The sequence below is a fragment of the Pseudomonas khavaziana genome, assembly GCF_036704165.1.
GTDB classification, from domain to species: Bacteria; Pseudomonadota; Gammaproteobacteria; order Pseudomonadales; family Pseudomonadaceae; genus Aquipseudomonas; species Aquipseudomonas khavaziana.
Genome location: NZ_CP129946.1, coordinates 5,455,867 through 5,482,596, shown reverse-complemented (window position 1 = coordinate 5,482,596; position 26,730 = coordinate 5,455,867). Strand labels below are relative to the sequence as shown.

Annotated in this window: 13 protein-coding genes, 2 tRNA genes and 3 rRNA genes; 17 read left to right on the top strand and 1 reads right to left on the bottom strand. The window is 58.1% G+C overall.

Annotation, left to right across the window (positions count from 1 at the left end):
- Positions 1–48: 48 nt before the first annotated feature.
- Positions 49–1,605, bottom strand: a complete 1,557-nt coding sequence (locus tag QYQ93_RS24585; RefSeq protein ID WP_043050597.1) for an AAA family ATPase — start codon at positions 1,603–1,605, stop codon at positions 49–51.
- A gap of 118 nt (positions 1,606–1,723) precedes the next feature.
- Here QYQ93_RS24585 and mrcB point away from each other — a divergent pair, with 118 nt between their 5' ends.
- From mrcB to recD, 17 genes are all read left to right on the top strand, one after another.
- The gene (gene mrcB, locus QYQ93_RS24580) at positions 1,724–4,048 is read left to right on the top strand and encodes a penicillin-binding protein 1B (RefSeq protein WP_043050596.1); all 2,325 of its coding nucleotides are present in this window, start codon (positions 1,724–1,726) and stop codon (positions 4,046–4,048) included.
- Between the two features lie 16 nt (positions 4,049–4,064).
- On the top strand, positions 4,065–4,799 hold the full coding sequence (locus QYQ93_RS24575; RefSeq protein WP_043050595.1) for a tetratricopeptide repeat protein: 735 nt from the start codon (positions 4,065–4,067) through the stop codon (positions 4,797–4,799).
- Positions 4,799–5,128, top strand: coding sequence for a YqcC family protein (locus QYQ93_RS24570; RefSeq protein ID WP_338475660.1), 330 nt, complete (start codon positions 4,799–4,801; stop codon positions 5,126–5,128). Before QYQ93_RS24575 ends, QYQ93_RS24570 begins: the two co-directional genes overlap by 1 nt.
- A gap of 431 nt (positions 5,129–5,559) precedes the next feature.
- Complete coding sequence (locus tag QYQ93_RS24565) at positions 5,560–7,284, top strand: acetolactate synthase 3 large subunit (protein ID WP_124379450.1); 1,725 nt, start codon at positions 5,560–5,562, stop codon at positions 7,282–7,284.
- 2 nt (positions 7,285–7,286) lie between these two features.
- Positions 7,287–7,778, top strand: a complete 492-nt coding sequence (ilvN, locus tag QYQ93_RS24560) for an acetolactate synthase small subunit (RefSeq protein ID WP_003176102.1) — start codon at positions 7,287–7,289, stop codon at positions 7,776–7,778.
- A gap of 47 nt (positions 7,779–7,825) precedes the next feature.
- A complete protein-coding gene (ilvC, locus tag QYQ93_RS24555; RefSeq protein ID WP_003176099.1) occupies positions 7,826–8,842 on the top strand; it encodes a ketol-acid reductoisomerase in 1,017 nt (338 codons plus the stop codon).
- A gap of 144 nt (positions 8,843–8,986) precedes the next feature.
- The gene (gene pssA / locus QYQ93_RS24550) at positions 8,987–9,844 is read left to right on the top strand and encodes a CDP-diacylglycerol--serine O-phosphatidyltransferase (protein ID WP_043050593.1); all 858 of its coding nucleotides are present in this window, start codon (positions 8,987–8,989) and stop codon (positions 9,842–9,844) included.
- A gap of 63 nt (positions 9,845–9,907) precedes the next feature.
- Positions 9,908–10,921, top strand: coding sequence for a protein-methionine-sulfoxide reductase catalytic subunit MsrP (gene msrP / locus QYQ93_RS24545; protein ID WP_338475659.1), 1,014 nt, complete (start codon positions 9,908–9,910; stop codon positions 10,919–10,921).
- Complete coding sequence (msrQ, locus tag QYQ93_RS24540) at positions 10,921–11,541, top strand: protein-methionine-sulfoxide reductase heme-binding subunit MsrQ (RefSeq protein WP_306956438.1); 621 nt, start codon at positions 10,921–10,923, stop codon at positions 11,539–11,541. The genes msrP and msrQ overlap by 1 nt, the downstream gene beginning before the upstream one ends.
- 488 nt (positions 11,542–12,029) lie before the next feature.
- Positions 12,030–13,566: ribosomal RNA gene (locus tag QYQ93_RS24535) — 16S ribosomal RNA — on the top strand.
- Positions 13,567–13,688: 122 nt separating this feature from the next.
- Positions 13,689–13,765, top strand: a tRNA-Ile gene (locus QYQ93_RS24530).
- 10 nt (positions 13,766–13,775) lie between these two features.
- Positions 13,776–13,851, top strand: a tRNA-Ala gene (locus QYQ93_RS24525).
- A 237-nt stretch (positions 13,852–14,088) separates the two neighbouring features.
- Positions 14,089–16,980 (top strand): 23S ribosomal RNA (locus QYQ93_RS24520).
- 157 nt (positions 16,981–17,137) lie between these two features.
- A 5S ribosomal RNA gene (rrf, locus tag QYQ93_RS24515) occupies positions 17,138–17,253 on the top strand.
- The 16S, 23S and 5S rRNA genes sit together here with 2 tRNA genes alongside, the layout of an rRNA operon.
- Positions 17,254–17,413: 160 nt before the next feature.
- Positions 17,414–20,866, top strand: a complete 3,453-nt coding sequence (recC, locus tag QYQ93_RS24510; protein ID WP_338475657.1) for an exodeoxyribonuclease V subunit gamma — start codon at positions 17,414–17,416, stop codon at positions 20,864–20,866.
- A complete protein-coding gene (gene recB, locus QYQ93_RS24505) occupies positions 20,863–24,534 on the top strand; it encodes an exodeoxyribonuclease V subunit beta (RefSeq protein WP_338475656.1) in 3,672 nt (1,223 codons plus the stop codon). The genes recC and recB overlap by 4 nt, the downstream gene beginning before the upstream one ends.
- Positions 24,531–26,600: an exodeoxyribonuclease V subunit alpha gene (gene recD, locus QYQ93_RS24500; RefSeq protein ID WP_338475655.1), complete on the top strand. Its 2,070-nt coding sequence runs from the start codon at positions 24,531–24,533 to the stop codon at positions 26,598–26,600. The genes recB and recD overlap by 4 nt, the downstream gene beginning before the upstream one ends.
- Positions 26,601–26,730: the final 130 nt, after the last annotated feature.

Below are 26,730 nucleotides of genomic sequence, written 5' to 3'. Positions count from 1 at the left end.
TATTTCGGGTCGTGCGCCGAAGTAGGCGACACGACCGCGAAATATTTCTTATAGGCCCGGCAAACGTTGACGGATATGGGCGACCAAAGCGTCGAGGGTCCCGCTTTCATTGGTCTCGACACGCTTGCTCAGCAACAGCTCCTGTGCTGTCAGCGGCTCACGACTGGCTTGCTGCTCTTCGATAACGCTCAGTGTTGCGTCGGACGGGTCGTTTTTATCCGCCTGACGTTGTGCCAGCCAACTGGCAATAACGGCTTGAGGCGCGTTGCAATCGAGGATCAGGAACGGCGCCCCGGTCGCTTCGGCGACTTGGGCAGCCGCGTCACGTTGAGCGCGTTTCAAGAAGGTCGCATCCAGCACCACCGGGTAACCGGCGCGCAGCACGGTGTCGGCAATTTCGTTCAGGCGCGCATACGTGGCAGCGCTGGCATCATGATTGTAGATACCGGCCTGTGGCGTGTTTTCGATCTGTTGCTCGCCAAACAGGCGCTTGCGTTCCACATCCGAGCGCAGGCGCACGGCGCCCAGGGCTTCGACCAGGCGCATGGCGACGTGGCTCTTGCCCACGGCTGAAACGCCATGGGTGATTGCCAGGAAGCGAGACGGAATGGTGCTGTAGCTTTCCGCCAGGTTGGCGTAATTGCGGTACTGGCGCAGGGTGTTGGCGCGTTGCACCGGGCTTGCTTCGCTTGGCATGCTGAACAGCGCAACTTTGGCGCGAACCAGCGCACGGTAGGCTTTATAGAAGTTCAGTAGCTCCAGGCCCTGGTAGTCACCGGTCAGTTCCAGGTACTGGCTGATAAAACGCCGTGCCAGGCTTTTCAGGCCGCGATCTTCCAGGTCCATGGCCAAAAAGGCGGTGTCTGCGTACACATCGGTAAAGCGGAAGGGCTCGTTGAACTCGATGCAGTCAAAGATCACCACGTGACCATCAATGAGGGTCGCGTTGCCCAGGTGGATATCACCGTGGCATTCGCGGGTATAGCCATTGAGCTTGCGCTGTTCCAGCAAGGGCTTGAGGCGCTCGAAGCTGCTTTCAGCCCAGGCTTGCAGGGCTTCCAGTTGAGTCAGGTCGGCCTTGTCGCTAAGAAACGGGCGGATCTGGTCGAAGTTCTGGCGCACCGGAGCCATCACTTCCTCCGGCGTGCCGGCCGGATGCTCTTGTGGAACCTTGGGGGCGGTGAGGTGGAAGTGCGCAATCTGCTGGGCCATCTCGTCGATGTGCGCACAGGTCAGTTCGCCGTTGGCTTGCAGGGTGCTGAGCATCTGGCTTTGCGGGAACTGACGCATCTTCAGCGCGTACTCGATCACCGGGCCATCGCCGCCCAGTTGCGGTGCCTCGGAGGTGCCGGTGATTGGCAACACTTCAAGATACAAATCTGCGGTCAGGCGCTGGTTGAGGCGCAGTTCTTCGCGACAGAAGTGGCCGCGATCCTCCAGTTGGGTGAAGTCCAGAAAGCCGAAGTTCATCGGCTTCTTCAGCTTATATGCGTAGGCGCCTGTCAGTATCACCCAGGAAATATGGGTCTCGATGACTTGAAACGCTTCAACTGGATGCGGGTACAAAGCCGGGTTTTGCAGGGCAGCGATCAGGGACTGGCTCACGGGCGATCCTTCAAAGTCGGGGAGAAATCATGGTGGGCATTATGGCTGCTGATGCCAGTCGTGCAAACCGCTGTCCGGCTCATGTTGATCATCAATAAAGTGCGTATAATCCGCCGCCATGACTCGAACCCGATCTCCCCGTTCCCGTAAAAAACCTCCTTCCCGCAGCCTGCGCCCCTGGCTGGGCTGGGCGCTCAAGCTTGGCCTGGTAGGCCTTGTGGTGATCGCCGGCTTTGCGGTGTACCTCGATGCCGTGGTGCAGGAAAAGTTCTCCGGCAAGCGCTGGACCATTCCGGCCAAGGTGTACGCACGCCCGCTTGAGTTGTTCTCTGGCCAGAAGCTGAGCAAGGAAGACTTCCTGACCGAGCTCGACGCACTGGGCTACCGTCGCGAACCCGTGAGCAATGGCCCGGGTGCGGCGGCCGTCAGCGGTAATACCGTCGACCTGAACACCCGTGGCTTCCAGTTCTACGAAGGCCTGGAAAAAGCTCAGCCTGTGCGCGTGCGTTTTTCCGGCGACTATGTGGCTGAGCTGTCGTCGCTCAATGGCTCCAAGCTGCCGGTGGTGCGCCTGGAACCCTTGATGATCGGCGGTATTTACCCGAAAAACCTTGAAGATCGCATCCTGATCAAACTCGATCAGGTGCCGCCATACCTGCTGGAAACCCTGGTGGCAGTGGAAGACCGCGACTTCTACAGCCACTGGGGCGTCTCGCCGAAGTCGATTGCCCGCGCCATTTGGGTCAACACCTCCGGCGGCAAGATGACCCAGGGCGGTAGTACGCTCACGCAGCAATTGGTCAAGAACTTCTACCTGACCAACGAACGTAGCCTGACCCGTAAACTCACCGAAGCCATGATGGCAATGTTGCTGGAGCTGCATTACAGCAAGCAGGAAATCCTCGAGGCCTACCTCAACGAAGTATTCGTCGGTCAGGATGGCCAGCGCGCGGTGCACGGTTTCGGCTTGGCCAGCCAATTCTTCTTTGGGCAGCCATTGTCCGAGTTGAAGCTGCATCAAGTCGCGTTGCTGGTGGGGATGGTCAAGGGGCCGTCCTATTACAATCCGCGCCGCAATCCGGAGCGTGCGCTTGAGCGCCGTAACCTGGTACTCGATGTGCTGGAGCAGCAAGGTGTTGCCACGGCCGAGCAGGTGGCCGCCGCGAAGAAAATGCCACTGGGTGTGACCACCCGCGGCAAGCTGGCGGACAGCTCATTCCCCGGCTTTATCGACCTAGTCAAGCGTCAGTTGCGTGAAGACTACCGTGACGAAGACTTGACCGAAGAGGGCCTGCGGATCTTCACCAGCTTCGACCCGATCCTGCAAATGAAGGCCGAGGCGTCGGTCAACGACACCTTCAAGCGCCTGACCGGCCGTAAAGGCTCGGATGAGGTCGAGGCCGCCATGGTGGTGACCAATCCGGAAACCGGTGAAGTCCAGGCCATGATCGGCAGCCGCCAGGCCAGCTTCGCCGGCTTCAACCGGGCGCTGGATGCTGTGCGTCCGATAGGCTCGCTGGTCAAGCCCGCTGTCTATTTGAGCGCATTGGAAAAACCCAGCAAGTACACGCTGACCAGTTGGCTGTCGGATGATCCGCTGTCGGTCAAAGGCGCGGACGGCCAGGTCTGGACGCCAAAAAACTTCGACCGCCGCTCCCACGGCACGGTGTTCCTGTATCAGGGGTTGGCGCATTCCTACAACATCTCCACCTCACGCCTTGGGCTTGAGGTCGGTGTGCCGAATGTGCTGAAGACGTTGGCGCGACTGGGGGTCGAGCGTGAGTTTCCGGCGTTTCCGTCCATGCTACTGGGCGCTGCGGCCATGACGCCCATGGAAGTGGCCACCATGTACCAAACCCTGGCCAACGGCGGCTTCAATACGCCGATGCGCGGTATTCGCAGTGTGCTGACCGCCGATGGCGAGCCGCTCAAGCGTTATCCGTTCCAGATCCAGCAGCGTTTCGACGCGGGCTCTATCTACCTGATCCAGAACGCCATGCAGCGCGTGATGCGTGAGGGTACCGGGCGTTCGGTCTATAACGTGCTGCCGTCGAACCTGACCCTGGCCGGCAAGACCGGTACCAGTAACGATTCGCGTGACAGCTGGTTCGCGGGCTTTGGCCAGGACGTATTGGCCGTGGTGTGGCTGGGGCGTGACGATAACGGCAAGACTCCGTTTACCGGTGCCACTGGTGCGTTGCAGGTGTGGACCAGTTTCATGCGCAAGGCCGACCCGTTGCCGCTCAACATGCCGCAGCCGGACAATATCGTGCAGGCCTGGATCGACCCGCATACCGGCCAAGGCTCTGATGCCAACTGTCCGGGCGCGGTACAGATGCCGTATATTCGCGGCAGCGAACCACCACCCGGCGCCGCATGCGGTGGCAGTGCCCCTGCTGACGCGGAATCGGTGATGGATTGGGTCAAGGGCTGGATGAATTAAGCAAAGAGGGTTTCAAGTGAACAAGTTGTGGATTCCAGCGATTGCGGCTCTGGCTTTGCTCGGCGGTTGCTCCAGCGTGCAGCGCGGCTCTATCCCCGTGGTGGACTCAAGCACGTCCGTCTCCAATAACGACCGCATCTCGGCCAACGGCGGCTTCCGCCAGACCGTGGTCAAGCGTCCTGCCCAAGCTGCAACCCAAGCGATACCGCAGGATTCAGGCGTGGTTGTTATGGTGCCCGGCAGTGGTGCTGCGACCTCGGCGCCCATCAGTGCCGAACCATGGACCCCAGGCCCCAGCACTTCCGGGCCGGTAGATTCCGCGCCGCTTCAAACCGCGCCGGTCAACCAGGGCACCTACAACATGCCATCGACACCAAGCGGGATTCCGCCGGCGTCCAGCGCAGGTGGGTTGTCGGCTGACGAACAACTGGATGGCCCGGTGCTGGCGTTGCTCACCACCGCTCAACAGCAGCAGTCGGGGGGCGACTTGAATGGCGCATCCTCGAGCCTTGAACGTGCCCAGCGCGTGGCGCCTCGCGAGCCGCAAGTGCTGTATCGTCTGGCCCAGGTGCGCATGGCCCAGGGCGATGCACCCCAAGCCGAGCAATTCGCTCGCCGTGGCCTGTCCCTGGCCAATGGTCGCCCGGCCCTGCAAGCCAGCCTGTGGGCCTTGATCGGTGATGCGCGTGCCGCCCAGGGAGATGCCGCGGGTGCCGCCCAGGCACGGCAGAAAGCCAAGGTCAGCCTCTGATGGATGCGCGTTTTCCTGCGATTGCCGAACAGTTATTGCTGATTGAGCGAGAACTGCGCGTGCAGGGCTGGTGGGACGAAATGGCTCCCAGTGCTGAAGCGCTCAGCAGTGTCGAGCCCTTTTCGGTCGATACCTTGGACTTTCACCAGTGGCTGCAATGGATCTTCCTCGTGCGCATGAAGCAGATCCTGGAGCAGGACCTGCCATTGCCGAACGCGTCTGGGATCCTGGAAATGGCCGAGATGGTCTACGCCGATCGACCATTGGAGAGCCTTGGCTTACGTAACGCGCTGAAAAAGTTCGACCAATTGATCGTCGACGCTCGTTAATTGCCTGACTGCCGGTTTTTTCGGCAGTCTTGCGCACATTTCTACCGCTTGACGACATTCAGGCGAGTTTTATCCCTCCTCAAAGCCCTTTCTTCTACGTTCGCATGCGCTTAGTTGGAAAAAAGCGCAATTATTGCTTGACTTGAACGGCCTGAAACAGAAGAATCCAAAGTCCGCTGTATCGGGACTGCCAGAAGCAGGCCCGCTCAGCAGATCATGAGGCGCACATCCGCGCCGACCTGTAACACCCGCAACGCGTTACCTCGCGCTGGGTGGGAAAAGCCCGCAACACTTGGGACGATCCCAATACTTGCTCAGTCAGTGCTGACGTAGTCGGCGACCACCGTCGCTCATGCTCTGTTGAGAAGTAAACCTATTAAGACCCGTCGGTTTTTAACGGACGGTATTCTGGCGTTTTAGAGGTGAACAACGTGGAGCTTTTATCTGGCGGTGAGATGCTCGTCCGCTTTTTGCGTGACGAAGGCGTCGACTATATCTACGGGTACCCAGGTGGTGCTCTGCTGCATGTCTACGACGCTCTGTTCAAGGAACCGGCTGTTACCCACATCCTGGTTCGCCACGAACAGGCCGCGACCCATATGGCTGACGGTTACGCCCGTGCCACCGGTAAAGCCGGCGTGGTACTGGTAACGTCCGGCCCAGGCGCAACCAACGCTATTACCGGCATCGCGACTGCCTATATGGACTCCATCCCGATGGTGATCATTTCCGGCCAAGTCGCCAGTACCATGGTCGGTACCGATGCATTCCAGGAAACCGACATGATCGGTATTTCCCGCCCGATCGTGAAACACAGCTTCATGATCAAGCATGCATCGGAAATCCCGGAAATCATGAAAAAGGCGTTCTACCTCGCACAGTCCGGTCGTCCGGGCCCTGTGGTGGTTGATATCCCGAAAGACATGACCAACCCGGCCGAGAAATTCGAGTACGTCTTTCCGAAAAAAGCCAAGCTGCGCTCCTATAGCCCGGCCGTGCGTGGGCACTCGGGGCAAATTCGCAAGGCGGCAGAAATGCTCCTGGCGGCCAAGCGTCCAGTGCTCTACTCCGGCGGCGGCGTGATTCTGGGCGGTGGTTCTGCTCCACTGACCGAGCTGGCCAAGCTGCTCAACCTGCCGGTGACGAACACCCTGATGGGCCTCGGTGCATTCCCGGGTTCTGATCGTCAGTTCGTCGGTATGCTTGGCATGCACGGCAGCTACACCGCCAACCTGACCATGCACCACGCCGACGTGATCCTGGCCGTGGGCGCGCGGTTCGATGACCGTGTGATCAACGGCGCGAGCAAGTTCTGCCCGAATGCCAAGATCATTCACATCGACATCGACCCGGCGTCTATCTCCAAGACCATCAAGGCCGATGTGCCGATCGTGGGCCCGGTGGAAAGCGTGTTGACCGAAATGGTCGCCGCACTGAAGGATATTGGCGAGGCACCGAACAAGGAATCCGTTGCCAGTTGGTGGAAGCAGATCGACGAATGGCGTGGTGACCGTGGCCTGTTCCCTTACGACAAGGGCGACGGCAGCATCATCAAGCCACAAACCGTGATCGAAACCCTGTGCGAAGTGACCAAGGGCGACGCCTTTGTGACCTCCGACGTGGGCCAGCACCAGATGTTCGCAGCCCAGTACTACAGGTTCGACAAGCCTAACCGCTGGATCAACTCCGGTGGCCTGGGCACTATGGGCTTTGGTTTCCCTGCAGCCATGGGCGTGAAGCTGAGCTTCCCGGATGCCGACGTGGCTTGTGTCACCGGTGAAGGCAGCATCCAGATGAACATCCAGGAACTGTCGACCTGCCTGCAATATGGTCTTCCGGTGAAGATCGTCTGCCTGAACAACGGTGTACTGGGCATGGTTCGCCAGTGGCAGGATATGAGCTACGGTAGCCGTCACTCCCATTCCTACATGGAATCGTTGCCGGATTTCGTCAAGTTGGTTGAAGCCTATGGCCACGTCGGTATTCGCATCACCGATCTGAAAGATCTGAAGCCGAAGATGGAAGAGGCGTTCGCCATGAAGGACCGCCTGGTGTTCATCGATATTCAGGTGGATACCAGCGAGCATGTCTATCCGATGCAGATCAAAGACGGCTCTATGCGCGACATGTGGCTGAACAAGACGGAGCGTACTTAATCATGCGGCATATTATCTCCCTGCTTCTGGAGAACGAACCCGGCGCTCTGTCCCGTGTTGTCGGCCTGTTTTCGCAACGCAACTACAACATTGAAAGCCTGACCGTGGCCCCGACCGAAGACCCGACCCTGTCGCGCCTGACGTTGACCACCGTGGGGCACGATGAGGTGATCGAGCAGATCACCAAGAACCTCAACAAGCTGATCGAAGTGGTCAAGCTGGTCGACCTGTCGGAAAGTGCCCACATCGAGCGCGAACTGATGCTGGTCAAGGTCAAGGCCACGGGTGCCCAACGTGCCGAGATCAAACGGACTACCGATATTTATCGTGGGCAGATCGTCGATGTGAGCGCCAGCGTTTATACCGTTCAACTGACCGGTACGAGCGACAAGCTGGACAGCTTCATCCAGTCGATCGGGACGGCCTCGATTCTGGAAACCGTACGCAGTGGTGTCACCGGGATTGCCCGTGGCGACAAAGTACTCAGCATCTAACCCAAATTAGCGAATGGCCTTACGGCCTGGATATATAGAGGAACCTCATGAAAGTTTATTACGATAAAGATTGTGACCTGTCGATCATCCAGGGCAAGAAAGTCGCCATCATCGGCTACGGTTCCCAGGGCCACGCCCAAGCGTGCAACCTGAAAGATTCCGGCGTAGACGTCACTGTTGGTCTGCGCAAAGGCTCGGCTACCGTTGCCAAGGCCGAGGCCCATGGCCTGAAAGTGACAGACGTCGCTTCCGCCGTTGCAGCTGCCGACCTGGTCATGATCCTGACCCCGGACGAGTTCCAGTCCGCGCTGTACAAGAACGAAATCGAGCCGAACATCAAGAAAGGCGCCACCCTGGCCTTCTCCCACGGTTTCGCGATTCACTACAACCAGGTTGTGCCACGCGCTGACCTGGACGTGATCATGATCGCACCGAAAGCGCCGGGCCATACCGTGCGTTCCGAGTTCGTCAAAGGCGGCGGTATCCCTGACCTGATCGCGATCTACCAGGACGCTTCGGGCAACGCCAAGAACGTTGCCCTGTCCTACGCAGCCGGTGTTGGTGGCGGTCGCACCGGCATCATCGAAACCACCTTCAAGGACGAGACTGAAACCGACCTGTTCGGCGAACAAGCCGTTCTGTGCGGCGGTACCGTTGAACTGGTCAAGGCCGGTTTCGAAACCCTGGTTGAAGCTGGCTACGCTCCGGAAATGGCCTACTTCGAATGCCTGCATGAACTGAAGCTGATCGTTGACCTCATGTACGAAGGCGGTATCGCCAACATGAACTACTCGATCTCCAACAACGCCGAGTACGGTGAGTACGTGACTGGCCCGGAAGTGATCAACGCCGAGTCCCGTCAGGCCATGCGCAACGCCCTGAAACGTATTCAGGACGGCGAATACGCCAAAATGTTCATCAGCGAAGGCGCTACCGGCTACCCTTCGATGACCGCCAAGCGTCGTAACAACGCCGCTCACGGCATCGAAGTCATCGGCGAGCAACTGCGTTCCATGATGCCGTGGATCGGTGCCAACAAGATCGTCGACAAAGCCAAAAACTAAGTCGTACGCATCAAGGGAAAACGCGGCTTAGGCCGCGTTTTTTCGTTTGAGGGGCCGGTTCTGGTATAAAGCTGCATCGTTTGCGGGCGAACACTCGCCGCAAGTATCTGTCGAATTTTTTCACACCGTTGCAAGGTAAAGTCCATGAGCGAACGTCCCGAAGAGCCAAACCAGGCTTCCGACGCCGAAAGCATGCTGCCGATCGATGAACATGTCGAAGAAGGGCATGACGCCGAAGGCCGTAAGGTCCGGCATCGTGGCATCTATCTTCTGCCCAATCTGTTTACGACGGCGAACCTGTTTGCCGGCTTTTATTCCATCATCAACTCCATGAGTGCCCAAAGTGCGCTGGCTGCAGGTGATGCGGCGAGTGCCAGCAAGTATTTTGGTTTTGCTGCCATCGCCATCTTCGTGGCCATGGTGCTCGACGGCCTGGATGGGCGCGTAGCGCGGATGACCAATACCCAGAGTGCCTTCGGCGCCGAATACGACTCGCTGTCGGACATGGTCGCCTTTGGTGTTGCACCTGCGCTGCTGGCGTTTGCCTGGGCATTGGGTGACATGGGCAAGGTTGGCTGGATGGTTGCCTTCATCTATGTTGCCGGTGCCGCTTTGCGCCTGGCGCGCTTCAATACCCAGGTGGGAACTGCCGACAAGCGCTACTTCATCGGTCTGGCCAGCCCGGCAGCGGCGGGGGTTGTGGCCGGTATTGTGTGGGCATTCAGTGACTACGGTATTCAGGGCTCGAAGATGTCGTTCCTGGTTGCCTTGATGGTTGCGGCGGCCGGCATGCTGATGGTCAGCAATATCAAGTACAACAGCTTCAAGGAGCTGGATCTCAAGGGGCGCGTGCCTTTTGTGGCGATCCTCGTGGTGGTGCTGGTGTTTGCAGTAGTGTTCAGCGATCCGCCGCGTATTCTGCTGCTGGCGTTCCTCGTTTACGCGGCTTCGGGGCCGATTCAGTATTTGCTGCATCTGCGACGGGACAAAACATTGTCTTAATGTAATTTCCCCCATACTCCGCAGTCTATTGGTGCATCAGTTCTCCAATGCTGCGGAGTTGCCATGTTAATCAAATTGCCTAAAGCGTCCGATTGCCACGAATCGGATGTCACGCCTGAATCCCTCTATTTCTCTCGTCGCAGTTTGCTCGGCGGTGCGCTGGCCGGTATTGCCGCCAGCAGCTTGCCGCGTTGGGCCAGTGCGGACGATGCAGCGCGCTATGCCGATGTCGAGGCGGGCAGGGCGCCCAGTTGGTTTGCCGAGAAGCTTCCTAAAACGAAGTGGCAGGCGGTGACGGTCAAGGATGAGGCGATCACGCCGTTCAAGGACGCAACTCACTACAACAACTTTTATGAGTTCGGTACCGACAAGGGCGACCCGGCGGCGAATGCAGGTTCGCTCCAGACCGAGCCTTGGAGTGTTGTGATCGATGGTGAAGTGGCGAAACCTGGGCGCTATGCCTTGGAAGACTTCATGAAGCCCTATGAACTGGAAGAGCGCATCTATCGCCTGCGCTGCGTTGAGGCCTGGTCGATGGTGATTCCGTGGATCGGTTTTCCGATATCGGCCTTGCTCAAGCAGGTTGAACCTACCTCCAAGGCGAAGTACATCCGTTTTGAAACCCTTCAGGATCCGAAGAGCATGCCTGGGCAGCGCTCCAGTTTTGGCTTGATCGACTGGCCTTATGTAGAAGGGCTGCGCTTGGATGAGGCGATGAACCCGCTGGCGATCCTCGCCGTTGGCATGTATGGGCGGGAGCTGCCTAACCAGAATGGTGCGCCGTTGCGCCTGGTGGTGCCGTGGAAGTACGGCTTCAAGAGTGTCAAATCCATCGTGCGGATCAGCCTTGTCAGCGAACAGCCGAAAACCACTTGGCAAAGCATTGCGGCTGATGAATATGGGTTTTATGCGAATGTGAACCCTACGGTCGACCATCCGCGGTGGACCCAGGCGCGGGAGCGACGTCTCCCCAGTGGCCTGTTCAGCCCGAATGTGCGCGACACGCAGATGTTCAATGGCTACTCCGATGAGGTCGCTTCTTTATATACAGGTCTCGACCTGCGGAAGAACTACTGATGCGCTTTCCAATCTGGCGCATTGGGGTCTTCATAGCTGCGGCGGTTTGGCCATTGCTCTGGCTATATGAGGCCTGGAGTTTTGCCCTTGGGCCTGATCCGGGCAAAGTGCTGGTCGATCGCCTGGGCCTGGGTACGTTGATTCTGCTGCTGATCACGCTCGGGATGACGCCGCTGCAGAAGTTGAGCGGTTGGGCGGGGTGGATCGCGGTACGCCGGCAATTGGGCTTGTGGTGCTTTGCCTATGTTGTGCTGCATTTGGCGGCTTATTGCGTATTCGTCCTTGGACTCGATTGGTCCCAGCTCGGCGTGGAGCTGCGCAAGCGGCCGTACATAATTGTGGGGGCGTTGGGGTTTCTTGCTTTGTTAGTGCTGGCTGTCACCTCTAATCGCTACAGCCAGCGACGGTTGGGTAGTCGTTGGAAGAAGTTGCATCGCTTGGTCTATGTGATTCTCGGGCTTGGTCTGCTGCACATGCTCTGGATAGTTCGGGCTGATTTGAAGGAGTGGGCTGTCTACGCTTCCATCGGTGCGCTGCTTCTTCTGCTGCGGGTTCCACCAGTTATGCGACGAATCCCCCGCCTTATTGCCAAAAAAGCACCTTCTGCCACAAAAGTGTAATTAACCCTTGACGGCAAATTCTGAAAGCCTATAATTCGCCCCACTTCCGGCGCAGTTGAAACGGAAAACTCCTTGGTAAACAACGAGTTATGAAGTTTTCGACAGCAAGTTGCTTCAGGTCATCGAAGCCAGAAGGAAGTTGAAAAAGAGGTGTTGACAGCAGCGTGTAACGCTGTAGAATTCGCCTCCCGCTTCGGAGAGATCTTAAGCGCAAGTGGTTGAAGTTGTTGAAGAAATCTTCGAAAGCTTCTGAAAATAATCACTTGACAGCAAATGAGGCTGCTGTAGAATGCGCGCCTCGGTTGAGACGAAAGATCTTAACCAACCGCTCTTTAACAACTGAATCAAGCAATTCGTGTGGGTGCTTGTGGAGTCAGACTGATAGTCAACAAGATTATCAGCATCACAAGTTACTCCGCGAGAAATCAAAGATGTAACCAACGATTGCTGAGCCAAGTTTAGGGTTTCTTAAAAACCCAAAGATGTTTGAACTGAAGAGTTTGATCATGGCTCAGATTGAACGCTGGCGGCAGGCCTAACACATGCAAGTCGAGCGGTAGAGAGAAGCTTGCTTCTCTTGAGAGCGGCGGACGGGTGAGTAATGCCTAGGAATCTGCCTGGTAGTGGGGGATAACGTTCGGAAACGGACGCTAATACCGCATACGTCCTACGGGAGAAAGCAGGGGACCTTCGGGCCTTGCGCTATCAGATGAGCCTAGGTCGGATTAGCTAGTTGGTGGGGTAATGGCTCACCAAGGCGACGATCCGTAACTGGTCTGAGAGGATGATCAGTCACACTGGAACTGAGACACGGTCCAGACTCCTACGGGAGGCAGCAGTGGGGAATATTGGACAATGGGCGAAAGCCTGATCCAGCCATGCCGCGTGTGTGAAGAAGGTCTTCGGATTGTAAAGCACTTTAAGTTGGGAGGAAGGGTTGTAGATTAATACTCTGCAATTTTGACGTTACCGACAGAATAAGCACCGGCTAACTCTGTGCCAGCAGCCGCGGTAATACAGAGGGTGCAAGCGTTAATCGGAATTACTGGGCGTAAAGCGCGCGTAGGTGGTTTGTTAAGTTGGATGTGAAATCCCCGGGCTCAACCTGGGAACTGCATTCAAAACTGACTGACTAGAGTATGGTAGAGGGTGGTGGAATTTCCTGTGTAGCGGTGAAATGCGTAGATATAGGAAGGAACACCAGTGGCGAAGGCGACCACCTGGACTGATACTGACACTGAGGTGCGAAAGCGTGGGGAGCAAACAGGATTAGATACCCTGGTAGTCCACGCCGTAAACGATGTCAACTAGCCGTTGGGAGCCTTGAGCTCTTAGTGGCGCAGCTAACGCATTAAGTTGACCGCCTGGGGAGTACGGCCGCAAGGTTAAAACTCAAATGAATTGACGGGGGCCCGCACAAGCGGTGGAGCATGTGGTTTAATTCGAAGCAACGCGAAGAACCTTACCAGGCCTTGACATCCAATGAACTTTCTAGAGATAGATTGGTGCCTTCGGGAACATTGAGACAGGTGCTGCATGGCTGTCGTCAGCTCGTGTCGTGAGATGTTGGGTTAAGTCCCGTAACGAGCGCAACCCTTGTCCTTAGTTACCAGCACGTTATGGTGGGCACTCTAAGGAGACTGCCGGTGACAAACCGGAGGAAGGTGGGGATGACGTCAAGTCATCATGGCCCTTACGGCCTGGGCTACACACGTGCTACAATGGTCGGTACAGAGGGTTGCCAAGCCGCGAGGTGGAGCTAATCCCAGAAAACCGATCGTAGTCCGGATCGCAGTCTGCAACTCGACTGCGTGAAGTCGGAATCGCTAGTAATCGCGAATCAGAATGTCGCGGTGAATACGTTCCCGGGCCTTGTACACACCGCCCGTCACACCATGGGAGTGGGTTGCACCAGAAGTAGCTAGTCTAACCTTCGGGAGGACGGTTACCACGGTGTGATTCATGACTGGGGTGAAGTCGTAACAAGGTAGCCGTAGGGGAACCTGCGGCTGGATCACCTCCTTAATCGACGACATCAGCTGCTCCATAAGTTCCCACACGAATTGCTTGATTCATTGAAGAAGACGATAGAAGCAGCTTTAAGCTCCAAGCTGATAGCTCTTAGCTAATCAGTTGCGCTCGAAATTGGGTCTGTAGCTCAGTTGGTTAGAGCGCACCCCTGATAAGGGTGAGGTCGGCAGTTCGAATCTGCCCAGACCCACCAATTTTGTTATGGGGCCATAGCTCAGCTGGGAGAGCGCCTGCCTTGCACGCAGGAGGTCAACGGTTCGATCCCGTTTGGCTCCACCATTAACTGCTTCTGCTGTTAGAGTTTAGAAATGAATATTCTGAAGTGAATATTGATTTCTAGTCTTTGATTAGATCGTTCTTTAAAAATTTGGGTATGTGATAGAAAGATAGACTGAACGTTACTTTCACTGGTAACGGATCAGGCTAAGGTAAAATTTGTGAGTTCTCTTAATTGAGAAATTCGAATTTTCGGCGAATGTTGTCTTCACAGTATAACCAGATTGCTTGGGGTTATATGGTCAAGTGAAGAAGCGCATACGGTGGATGCCTTGGCAGTCAGAGGCGATGAAAGACGTGGTAGCCTGCGAAAAGCTTCGGGGAGTCGGCAAACAGACTTTGATCCGGAGATGTCTGAATGGGGGAACCCAGCCATCATAAGATGGTTATCTTGTACTGAATACATAGGTGCAAGAGGCGAACCAGGGGAACTGAAACATCTAAGTACCCTGAGGAAAAGAAATCAACCGAGATTCCCTTAGTAGTGGCGAGCGAACGGGGACTAGCCCTTAAGTGGCTTTGAGATTAGCGGAACGCTCTGGAAAGTGCGGCCATAGTGGGTGATAGCCCTGTACGCGAAAATCTCTTAGTCATGAAATCGAGTAGGACGGAGCACGAGAAACTTTGTCTGAATATGGGGGGACCATCCTCCAAGGCTAAATACTACTGACTGACCGATAGTGAACTAGTACCGTGAGGGAAAGGCGAAAAGAACCCCGGAGAGGGGAGTGAAATAGATCCTGAAACCGTATGCGTACAAGCAGTGGGAGCCCACTTTGTTGGGTGACTGCGTACCTTTTGTATAATGGGTCAGCGACTTATTTTCAGTGGCGAGCTTAACCGAATAGGGGAGGCGTAGCGAAAGCGAGTCTTAATAGGGCGTCTAGTCGCTGGGAATAGACCCGAAACCGGGCGATCTATCCATGGGCAGGTTGAAGGTTGGGTAACACTAACTGGAGGACCGAACCGACTACCGTTGAAAAGTTAGCGGATGACCTGTGGATCGGAGTGAAAGGCTAATCAAGCTCGGAGATAGCTGGTTCTCCTCGAAAGCTATTTAGGTAGCGCCTCATGTATCACTGTAGGGGGTAGAGCACTGTTTCGGCTAGGGGGTCATCCCGACTTACCAAACCGATGCAAACTCCGAATACCTACAAGTGCCGAGCATGGGAGACACACGGCGGGTGCTAACGTCCGTCGTGAAAAGGGAAACAACCCAGACCGTCAGCTAAGGTCCCAAAGTTATGGTTAAGTGGGAAACGATGTGGGAAGGCTTAGACAGCTAGGAGGTTGGCTTAGAAGCAGCCACCCTTTAAAGAAAGCGTAATAGCTCACTAGTCGAGTCGGCCTGCGCGGAAGATGTAACGGGGCTCAAACCATACACCGAAGCTACGGGTATCACGTAAGTGATGCGGTAGAGGAGCGTTCTGTAAGCCTGTGAAGGTGAGTTGAGAAGCTTGCTGGAGGTATCAGAAGTGCGAATGCTGACATGAGTAACGACAATGGGTGTGAAAAACACCCACGCCGAAAGACCAAGGTTTCCTGCGCAACGTTAATCGACGCAGGGTTAGTCGGTCCCTAAGGCGAGGCTGAAAAGCGTAGTCGATGGAAAACAGGTTAATATTCCTGTACTTCTGGTTATTGCGATGGAGGGACGGAGAAGGCTAGGCCAGCTTGGCGTTGGTTGTCCAAGTTTAAGGTGGTAGGCTGGAATCTTAGGTAAATCCGGGATTCTAAGGCCGAGAGCTGATGACGAGTCATCTTTTAGATGACGAAGTGGTTGATGCCATGCTTCCAAGAAAAGCTTCTAAGCTTCAGGTAACCAGGAACCGTACCCCAAACCGACACAGGTGGTTGGGTAGAGAATACCAAGGCGCTTGAGAGAACTCGGGTGAAGGAACTAGGCAAAATGGCACCGTAACTTCGGGAGAAGGTGCGCCGGTGAGGGTGAAGGACTTGCTCCGTAAGCTCATGCCGGTCGAAGATACCAGGCCGCTGCGACTGTTTATTAAAAACACAGCACTCTGCAAACACGAAAGTGGACGTATAGGGTGTGACGCCTGCCCGGTGCCGGAAGGTTAATTGATGGGGTTAGCTAACGCGAAGCTCTTGATCGAAGCCCCGGTAAACGGCGGCCGTAACTATAACGGTCCTAAGGTAGCGAAATTCCTTGTCGGGTAAGTTCCGACCTGCACGAATGGCGTAACGATGGCGGCGCTGTCTCCACCCGAGACTCAGTGAAATTGAAATCGCTGTGAAGATGCAGTGTATCCGCGGCTAGACGGAAAGACCCCGTGAACCTTTACTATAGCTTTGCACTGGACTTTGAATTTGCTTGTGTAGGATAGGTGGGAGGCTTTGAAGCGTGGACGCCAGTCTGCGTGGAGCCAACCTTGAAATACCACCCTGGCAACTTTGAGGTTCTAACTCAGGTCCGTTATCCGGATCGAGGACAGTGTATGGTGGGTAGTTTGACTGGGGCGGTCTCCTCCTAAAGAGTAACGGAGGAGTACGAAGGTGCGCTCAGACCGGTCGGAAATCGGTCGTAGAGTATAAAGGCAAAAGCGCGCTTGACTGCGAGACAGACACGTCGAGCAGGTACGAAAGTAGGTCTTAGTGATCCGGTGGTTCTGTATGGAAGGGCCATCGCTCAACGGATAAAAGGTACTCCGGGGATAACAGGCTGATACCGCCCAAGAGTTCATATCGACGGCGGTGTTTGGCACCTCGATGTCGGCTCATCACATCCTGGGGCTGAAGCCGGTCCCAAGGGTATGGCTGTTCGCCATTTAAAGTGGTACGCGAGCTGGGTTTAGAACGTCGTGAGACAGTTCGGTCCCTATCTGCCGTGGACGTTTGAGATTTGAGAGGGGCTGCTCCTAGTACGAGAGGACCGGAGTGGACGAACCTCTGGTGTTCCGGTTGTCACGCCAGTGGCATTGCCGGGTAGCTATGTTCGGAATAGATAACCGCTGAAAGCATCTAAGCGGGAAACTAGCCTCAAGATGAGATCTCACTGGGACCTTGAGTCCCCTGAAGGGCCGTCGAAGACTACGACGTTGATAGGTTGGGTGTGTAAGCGCTGTGAGGCGTTGAGCTAACCAATACTAATTGCCCGTGAGGCTTGACCATATAACACCCAAGCAATTTGACTACTCTAACGAGCATCAGATTGCGGTGTGTGAAGACGCAATGAACCGAAAGTTCGATGCTCACAAAACACCGACAGCTGTCACATACCCAATTTGCTGAAGCGAGGCCAACTGGTCACGACTCAGTACCCGAATTTCTTGACGACCATAGAGCATTGGAACCACCTGATCCCATCCCGAACTCAGTAGTGAAACGATGCATCGCCGATGGTAGTGTGGGGTTTCCCCATGTGAGAGTAGGTCATCGTCAAGATTAAATTCCGAAACCCCAATTGCGAAAGCAGTTGGGGTTTTGTTTTGGGCGCTCGGAAAGTGTCCACGATGTCCCCGCGCACCTGTCAGCCATGTGTCCGGTCCGTGCACCACAGTGCTAAAGTCCACCCCTCGATTTTGCTTTTCCCAAGGAAGCCGTTATGCCGGACGCAACGTCCCTCAGCGCTGGATTCATGGTGGTCCACGGCAATCGCCTGGACGAACTGCGTAGCCTGGTGGTCAGTTGGATGCGCCGCTACCCACTGGCGCCTTTGGAAAACGAAATCGCCCTGGTACAAAGCAACGGTATCGCCCAGTGGCTCAAGCTGGCCCTGGCCGAAGATCCGGAGGAAGACGATATGGGCGGTTGCGGCATTGCTGCTGCAATCGATGTGCAGCTGCCTGGCAGCTTCATGTGGCAGCTCTACCGCATGGTCTTGGGCCGTGACGAAATCCCGCCGAAGTCCCTGCTCGATAAAGCCCCGCTGACTTGGCGCCTCATGCGCCTGTTACCCGAGCTGATTGACCAGCCGCACTTCGAGCCTTTGCAACGCTTCCTGACTCAAGACACCGACCTGCGCAAACGCTATCAACTCGCCGAGCGCCTGGCTGACTTGTTCGACCAATACCAGGTCTACCGCGCTGATTGGCTGGAAGATTGGGCCGCAGGCCGCCACCAACTACGCAATGGTCGAGGCGAATCCAAACCGCTCGACCCTGCCAATTGCTGGCAAGCCGAGTTATGGCGTGCGTTGTTGCTGGATGTGGGAGCAGAAGGCATGGCCCAAAGTCGAGCCGGCGTTCACCAACGCTTTATCGAACGTATCAACAGCCTTGAACAAGCGCCGTCCGGCTTGCCTTCCCGGGTGATTGTCTTTGGCATTTCATCGCTCCCGGCCCAGGCATTGGAAGCGCTGGCGGGTCTGGCCCGTTTCAGCCAGGTCCTGCTTTGCGTACATAACCCTTGCCGCCACCACTGGTCCGACATTGTTGCCGACAAGGACTTGCTGCGAAACGAATACAAACGCCAGGCGCGCAAAGCCGGTATGCCGGTCATCATCGACCCCCAAACCCTGCACCAGCACGCCCATCCGTTGCTCGCCGCGTGGGGCAAGCAAGGCCGTGATTACATCAGCCTGCTGGACAGCTACGATGACCCCAACAGCTACCGCGCCGCATTCCGTGACGGTCGCATCGACCTGTTCAGCGACAGTGAACCCACCACGCTGCTCAACCAGCTCCAGGACGATATCCTCGAACTGCGCCCGCTGAATGAAACCCGTGAGCTGTGGCCTGCTGTCGACCTGGAGCACGATGCTTCGATTCGCTTCCACATCGCCCACAGCGCCCAGCGCGAAGTGGAGATCCTCCACGACCAATTGCTCCAACGCTTCAGCGCCGACCCAACTTTGCGCCCCCGGGACATCATCGTCATGGTCCCCGACGTCGACAGCTATGCGCCGCACATTCGCGCCGTCTTCGGCCAGCTCGAACGAAATGACCCACGCTTCATTCCTTTCACCCTTACCGACCAAGGCCAGCGCGGCCGCGACCCTCTGCTGATTGCCGTCGAGCACCTGCTGAAACTTCCCGACAGCCGTTTCCCCGTCAGCGAGATCCTCGACCTGCTCGACGTGCCCGCCCTGCGCGAACGTTTCGCCATCAAAGAGCGCGACTTGCCCACCTTGCATCGTTGGATCGAAGGCGCCGGCATCCGCTGGGGCCTGAATGCCGAGCAACGCGCCGGTTTAGGCCTACCTACAGAACTGGAACAAAACAGCTGGCGATTCGGCTTGCGCCGTATGCTGCTGGGCTACGCTGTCGGCACTGGCACGGCCTGTAATGGGATTGAGCCCTACGACGAAATCGGCGGCCTCGATGCTGCACTGATCGGCCCGCTGGTCGCCTTGCTCGACGCCTTGAGCGATGCCCACCAGGCGTTATCCCAGCCCGCCTCCCCCCAAGCCTGGGGCGAGCGACTGCAACGCTTGATGCAGCTGTTTTTCCTCCCTAGCAGCGAGCACGATGACTACCTGTTAGGCCAGCTCGAACAATTAAGAGAGACGTGGCTGGAAACTTGCGAGTCCGTTGGCTTGCAGGACGAGTTACCGCTTACCGTGGTGCGTGAGGCGTGGTTGGCCGGACTGGATCAAGGGCGCCTGTCCCAGCGCTTCCTCGCGGGAGCTGTCAATTTTTGTACCCTCATGCCCATGCGTGCAATCCCGTTCAAGCTGGTCTGCCTGCTCGGCATGAATGATGGCGATTACCCGCGGGCCCAGCCGCCCCTGGACTTCGACCTGATGGGCAGCGACTACCGCCCCGGTGACCGTTCGCGCCGCGAAGACGACCGCTACTTACTGCTTGAAGCGCTGCTGTCGGCCCGCGACCAGCTATATATCAGCTGGGTAGGGCGCAGCATCCGCGATAACAGCGATCGCCCAGCCTCGGTGTTGATTGGCCAACTGCGCGATCACCTCGCCAGCGGCTGGCAGCACGCCAAAACCGATCCACCGCTGATAGACGCAATGACCCAGGAGCATCCTCTGCAGCCCTTTAGTGCCCGCTACTTCCATGAAGGCGGTCCGCTGTTCAGCTACGCCCGCGAATGGCAGTTACTGCATGAAGCCCCGGTCGCCGTGAGCCCAGTAAATACGCTGGTGCAACACCAGCAGGAAGAACCCCTGAGCCTCGGCCAGTTACAGGACTTCCTACGTAATCCGGTTAAACACTTCTTCAGCCAGCGACTGAAAGTGTTCTTCGAAGCCGCCGAAGTGCCCCTGGCCGACGAAGAACCCTTTGTGTTGGACGCACTGCAACGCTACAGCCTCAGCGACAGTCTGTTGAGCGCCGCACTGACCCAGCCTGATCACCTCGACCAGGCCCTCAATGCCCAGGCGCTGCGCCTGCAAGGCAGCGGACTGCTGCCGATGGTCGGTTTCGGTGAGTGCCTGCGTAAGGAGCTGATCGAGCCGTTGCCTGATCTGGTGCAACGCTATCAACACCTTCTGGCCCTATGGCCAACCCCGCATACCGGCGCTGAACCGATCAGTTTCGAGTATCAGGGCATCCAGCTCGAAGGCTGGATCAGCGGCCTGCATCGACGCGGTGATGGTGGCTTATTGAGCGTCACCACCATCCCCAACAGCATTGGCTCGATCAAGACCCGCAAGTGGCATCGCCTGATCCGACCCTGGGTCAATCATGTGGTGGCCTGCGCCTGCGGCCTGCCATTGAGCACCGGCCTGGTGGCAAGTGACGACACTTTGCTGCTGGCTCCGCTGGATAAGCCCACTGCGCAGGAAATCCTTGGCAACCTGCTGCTGGCCTGGCATACCGGCATGAGCACGCCGCTGCCCGTCGCGGTGAAAACCGCCTTTGCCTGGCTCGGCCAGACCGATCCTGCCAAGGCTCAAGCCGCAGCCAGCAAGGCCTATGAAGGCGACGGCATCACCACTGACGGTGAACGCCGCGAGACGCCCGCGCTCACGCGGCAATTTCCCGACTACGCCGCCTTGGTTGCCAGTGAAGAGTTCGAAGGCTGGTGCGAAACCCTGTATCGCCCACTGCTCAACGCCCCGTGGCGGTCACTCTCCAGCATGGAGGCCAGCGCATGATCGGCAAACCCTTGGCCCTGGCATTCCCGCTCAAAGGCAGCCAGTTGATCGAGGCCAGTGCCGGCACTGGCAAGACCTTCACCATCTCTGCCTTGTACCTGCGCCTGGTGCTCGGCCACGGTGGTGACGAGTCCGGCTTCGGTCGCGAACTGCTGCCGCCGCAAATCCTTGTGGTGACGTTCACCGACGCCGCCACCAAGGAACTGCGCGAACGTATCCGCATCCGCCTGGCCGAGGCCGCGCGTTTTTTTCGCGACGAAATCGAGCAACCCGATGCGTTGGTCGCCGACCTGCGCGATCAGTACCCCCCGGAGCAGTGGCCTGCCTGCGCCAACCGCCTGGACATCGCCGCGCAATGGATGGATGAAGCCGCCGTCTCGACTATCCACAGCTGGTGCCAGCGCATGCTGCGCGAACATGCGTTCGACAGCGGCAGCCTGTTCACCCAGACCCTGGAAACCGACCATAGCGACCTGCTGGGCGAAGTGCTGCGCGACTACTGGCGGCTGTTCTGCTACCCGATGCACGACGACGCGCTCAACTGGGTGCGCAGCCATTGGGGCGGCCCCGCTGCACTGATGCCGCGAGTGCGTGCGCTGTTCGGCAGCGAACGGCCCACCGATGAAAGCCGTGAGCCGGCGGAGCTGATCAACGCCTGCCTGCAAGAACGTCGCGCAGCGCTGGTAAGCCTCAAGGCGCCTTGGCAGCAATGGGCCGTCGAGCTGCGGGATATCTGCCTGCAAGCTGTTGCGGCCAAAGCGGTCGATGGGCGCAAGATGCAAGCGCGCTACTTCGAACCCTGGTTCGAGAAGATCAGCGCCTGGGCCGCTGATGAAGCCCTGGAACAACTGGACATCGGCACCGGCTTCACGCGCCTGACGCCCGACGGCATGGCCGAAGCCTGGAAAGGTGAGCCGCCGCAGCACCCAGGGATCGAGGCCATGGCCAGCCTCAAAGCCAGCCTCGACGCCTTGCCAACACCAGACGCAGCGGTGTTGCAACATGCTGCCGGCTGGGTCGGCAAACGCTTCGAAGAAGAAAAGCGTCGCCGCGCAGAGATGGGCTTCGACGACATGCTGATCCGCCTCAATGCGGCCCTTCAAGCCGACGGGGGCGAGCGCCTGGCCAGTGTGATCCGTGAGCAATTTCCGGTGGCGCTCATTGATGAATTCCAAGACACCGACCCTGTGCAATACCGCATCTTCGACAGCATCTACCGCATCGAGGAAAACCACCTCGACAGTGGACTGTTCCTGATCGGCGACCCCAAGCAGGCGATCTACGCCTTTCGCGGCGCCGACATCTACACCTACCTGCGCGCCCGGCAGTCCACCACCGGCCGTCATCACACCCTGGGCACCAATTTCCGTTCCAGCCATGCGATGGTCGAGGCGGTGAACCATGTGTTCCAGCGGGCTGAAACTGGCCGTGGCGCGTTCCTGTTTCGTGAGCCCAATGGCGAGAACCCGGTGCCGTTCCACCCGGTACTTTCCCAAGGCCGCAGAGAGCAACTGCAGGTCGACGGCCAGACGCTGCCGGCCATGAACCTTTGGCACCTGCCCACCGACCAGCCGATTTCCAACGCGCTTTATCGTCAACAACTGGCTGCTGCCTGTGCCACGCAGATCGTTGCGCTGCTCAACGGCGGGCAGCAAGGCACGGCGGGGTTTGTCACGAAAGACGGTTTCAGCGGTGTGCTGCCCTCAAACATCGCCATCCTCGTGCGCGACGGCAAGGAAGCCCAGGCCGTACGTGTTGAACTGGCCAGCCGTGGCGTGCGCAGTGTGTACCTGTCGGATAAAGACTCGGTATTCGCCGCCCAGGAAGCCCGCGACCTGCTGACCTGGCTCAAGGCGTGCGCCGAGCCGGATGTCGAGCGCCCGCTACGCGCTGCCCTGGCGTGCGTCACCTTGAACCTGTCGTTGGCGGAACTGGAGCGCCTGAACCAGGACGAATTGGCGTGGGAATTCCGCGTCATGCAGTTCCGGGGTTACCGCTCGATCTGGCGTACCCAAGGCGTGTTGCCGATGCTGCGTCGCCTGCTCCACGACTTCAAGTTGCCGCAAACCCTCATCGCCCGCAGTGATGGCGAGCGTGTGCTGACCAACCTGTTGCACCTCAGTGAGTTGCTGCAACAAGCCGCATCGGAACTCGATGGCGAACAGGCGTTGATCCGTCATCTGGCCGAACACTTGGCGCTGTCGGGCCAGGCTGGCGAAGAGCAGATCCTGCGGCTGGAAAGCGATGAACAACTGGTCAAGGTGGTGACCATCCACAAATCCAAAGGCCTGGAATACGACTTGGTGTTCCTGCCGTTCATCTGCTCGGCCAAACCGGTGGATGGCAGTCGCTTGCCGCTGCATTACCACGATGAACAGGGTAAGTCCCAAGTGAGCCTGCGGCCGACGGCCGAGCTGATTGCCCAGGCCGATGATGAGCGCCTGGCCGAAGACCTGCGTTTGTTCTACGTGGCGTTGACCCGCGCCAAACACGCATGCTGGCTGGGCATCGCCGACCTCAAGCGCGGCAATAACAGCAGTTCGGTTTTGCACCTTTCGGCCTTGGGCTATCTGCTGGGAGCCGGTGCGTCGCTAGGCGAATCCGCCGATCTGGCGCGCTGGCTGTTGGACTTGCAGCAAGGCTGCTCGGCCATCAGTTATGCACCGGTGCCAGATGCGCAAGACATCCTGTTCCACCCGCCACGCAATGAAGCGACCCTGCTGGCGCCGTTGCTGCCCAAACGCAAGGCTGCGGAAAACTGGTGGATCGCGTCCTACAGCGCCTTGCGCATTGGCGACAGCATGAGCGCCGCCAGCCTCGAAGCACCGGAAAGCCCACAGGCCCAGAAGCTGTTCGACGACGAACGCCTCGACCCGGATGCACCACGGGAAGTGGTGGCGTCCGGCGGTGACATTCACCGTTTCCCACGCGGCCCTAATCCAGGCACCTTTCTTCACGGGTTATTGGAGTGGGCCGGTGAAGAGGGTTTCAACGTGACGCCTGAGGCGATCGAAAAAGCCGTGGGCGCACGCTGTAATCGCCGCAACTGGGAGGGCTGGATCGTCACCCTCAGCGGCTGGCTGGGTCATCTGCTGCAAACACCGCTGCCCCTGTGCAACGACCACGTCACCCTCAGTGGCCTGAAGCACTACCAGATCGAAATGGAGTTCTGGTTCGCCAGCCACAAGGTCGATGTACTCGCCCTCGACAAGCTGGTGTGCCAGCACACACACGGCGGTGTGTCCCGCGTGGCCGCTGAACCGGTGTTGCTCAACGGTATGTTCAAGGGTTTTATCGACCTGACGTTCGAGCACGATGGCCGCTACTATGTGGCGGACTACAAATCCAACTGGCTCGGTCCCGACGATTCAGCCTACACCGTTGATGCCATGGAGCATTCGATCCTCGAGCATCGGTACGACCTGCAATACGTACTTTACCTGCTGGCCCTGCATCGTCAGCTCAAGGCACGCCTGCCGGATTACGATTACGACCAGCACGTCGGCGGCGCTCTGTACCTGTTCCTTCGCGGTACCCAGTCGGTGAGCCAGGGCGCGTATTTCACCCGGCCCCCCCGTGAGCTGATCGAGGGGCTGGACCTGCTGTTCCAGGGCAAGCCCATCCCGCCCAAGGTTGAGCCCGCCTGGGAACAAGGAGTGCTGCTATGAACCTGTCGCCGTTACTGCTGGAAGAGTTGGCGCCCCTGAGTCGCGCCGCCGACCTGCTGCAACTGCTGGAGCGTTGGGTCGACCGTGGCTGGCTGCGCGCCTTGGACAAAGCCTTCGTCGGCTTCCTGCATGAGCTTGATCCACAGGCCGATCCTCTGGTGCTGTTGGCGGCGGCCTTGACCAGCCATCAGTTGGGTCATGGTCACGTCTGCCTGGACCTGTTCGAAACCCTCAAGGCCCCGGACTTCGCCCTGTCACTGCCGCCCGAGGGCGACCAGCACACCGGCGTCATGCTGCTGCCGTCGCAGCTGCTGCATGGCCTGGACGGTGCCCATTGGTGTCATGCCCTGGCGTCCAGCCAACTGGTCGCGCTGGCGGTCGATGGCAACGCAGCCGCCCAGAGCCGACCATTGGTGTTGTCCGGCAAACGCCTGTACCTGCGCCGCTACTGGGCCTACGAACGGCGTATCGACAGTGCCTTGCGCCAGCGTCTTGCGAGCGTGGAGAGCGTTGCCGACGATTTGCCGCAACGCCTCAATCGCCTGTTCGATCAACCGGCGCCGGATGGCGTGATCGACTGGCAAAAACTCGCCTGTGCCCTGGCGACCCGCGGCGCATTCAGTATCGTCACCGGCGGCCCCGGCACCGGCAAGACCACCACGGTGGTGCGCCTGCTCGCGCTGTTGCAAGCGCCTGCCGTGGAGTCCGGCAGCCCGTTGCGTATCCGCCTGGCAGCGCCGACCGGTAAAGCCGCCGCGCGCCTGACCGAATCCATCAGCCAGCAAGTGTTGTCGCTGACAGTGGCCGACGACGTGCGGGAAAAAATCCCCACTCAGGTCACCACTGTCCACCGTCTGCTGGGCAGCCGCCCGGGAACCCGTCATTTCCGTCATCACTTGGGTAACCCGTTACCTCTGGATGTGCTGGTGGTGGATGAGGCCTCGATGATCGACCTGGAAATGATGGCCAACCTGCTCGACGCCTTGCCGGCCCATGCACGCTTGATACTGTTGGGCGACAAGGACCAACTGGCATCGGTGGAAGCAGGTGCCGTACTCGGCGACTTGTGCCGCGATGCCGAAGCCGGCTGGTACAGCCCGCACACGCGCCAATGGTTGCAAGCGGTCAGCGGCGAAGACCTCAGTACCAGTGGCCTGCAAGAAGACCTCGACGGCAGCCATCCCCTGGCCCAGCAAGTCGTGATGCTGCGCTATTCGCGCCGCTTCGGTGAGGGCAGCGGTATCGGCCAACTGGCGCGTTGGGTCAACCAGCAAAATGCCGAAGAGGCTCGCCAGCTGTTGGCTGCACGCCGCTATGACGACCTGTTTTGCCTCAGCCTCAAGGGCGAGCATGACCATGCACTTGAGCGCCTGGTGCTGGACGGTCAGGGCGACGGCGCCCAAGGTTATCGCTACTACCTGAACCTGCTGCAATCGGCACGTCCATCGCTGGATACGCGGCGGGACGACCCTGCCTGGACCCATTGGGCGCAACAGTTGCTGCAAGCCTTCGACGCGTTCCAGCTGCTTTGCGCCGTACGCAAGGGCCCTTGGGGCGTCGAAGGGCTGAACCTGCGCATCACCGCGGCGCTGCGCAAAGTGCGCCTGATCGAAGGCGATGAGCAGTGGTACGAAGGCCGCCCGGTGCTGATGACCCGTAACGATTACGGCCTTGGCCTGATGAACGGCGACATTGGCATCGCGCTGAAATTGCCCGAAAGCGACGGTGGTCCCCAGGTGCTGCGCGTGGCCTTCCCGCGTAATGATGGCCAGGGCGGCGTGCGCTTTGTGTTGCCCAGCCGGCTCAATGACGTGGAAACCGTGTACGCAATGACCGTGCACAAATCCCAAGGCTCTGAGTTCACCCATACCGCACTGATCTTGCCGGATGCGCTCAATCCGGTGCTGACCAAAGAGTTGATCTATACCGGTATTACCCGCGCCAAGCGCTGGTTCAGCCTGATCGAGCCGCGCAGCGGCGTGTTTGAGGAGGCCGTGCGCCGCAAGGTCAAACGCTTGAGCGGGCTGATGCTGGAATTGGACGCCGTGCCTGAAGAAACTGACTGATAGGTCATGCAATATTTCTGATTCAGCTGTCTGATTTTTCTGAAAAAATAGTGCGCCCCGCGCAAAGCGTGTTTCGTGGGGTTTTCCGCCGCTGTGCTATCGTTGCGGCATCACCTTGGAAAACACCTGA

Excerpts from the sequence above, each read along its gene's own strand:
- recD (WP_338475655.1), top strand. The coding sequence starts at position 24,531 with ATGAACCTGTCGCCGTTACTGCTGGAAGAGTTGGCGCCCCTGAGTCGC.
- msrP (WP_338475659.1), top strand. The coding sequence starts at position 9,908 with ATGTTAATCAAATTGCCTAAAGCGTCCGATTGCCACGAATCGGATGTC.
- msrQ (WP_306956438.1), top strand. The coding sequence starts at position 10,921 with ATGCGCTTTCCAATCTGGCGCATTGGGGTCTTCATAGCTGCGGCGGTT.
- ilvC (WP_003176099.1), top strand. The coding sequence starts at position 7,826 with ATGAAAGTTTATTACGATAAAGATTGTGACCTGTCGATCATCCAGGGC.
- recC (WP_338475657.1), top strand. The coding sequence starts at position 17,414 with ATGCCGGACGCAACGTCCCTCAGCGCTGGATTCATGGTGGTCCACGGC.
- ilvN (WP_003176102.1), top strand. The coding sequence starts at position 7,287 with ATGCGGCATATTATCTCCCTGCTTCTGGAGAACGAACCCGGCGCTCTG.
- mrcB (WP_043050596.1), top strand. The coding sequence starts at position 1,724 with ATGACTCGAACCCGATCTCCCCGTTCCCGTAAAAAACCTCCTTCCCGC.
- QYQ93_RS24570 (WP_338475660.1), top strand. The coding sequence starts at position 4,799 with ATGGATGCGCGTTTTCCTGCGATTGCCGAACAGTTATTGCTGATTGAG.
- recB (WP_338475656.1), top strand. The coding sequence starts at position 20,863 with ATGATCGGCAAACCCTTGGCCCTGGCATTCCCGCTCAAAGGCAGCCAG.
- pssA (WP_043050593.1), top strand. The coding sequence starts at position 8,987 with ATGAGCGAACGTCCCGAAGAGCCAAACCAGGCTTCCGACGCCGAAAGC.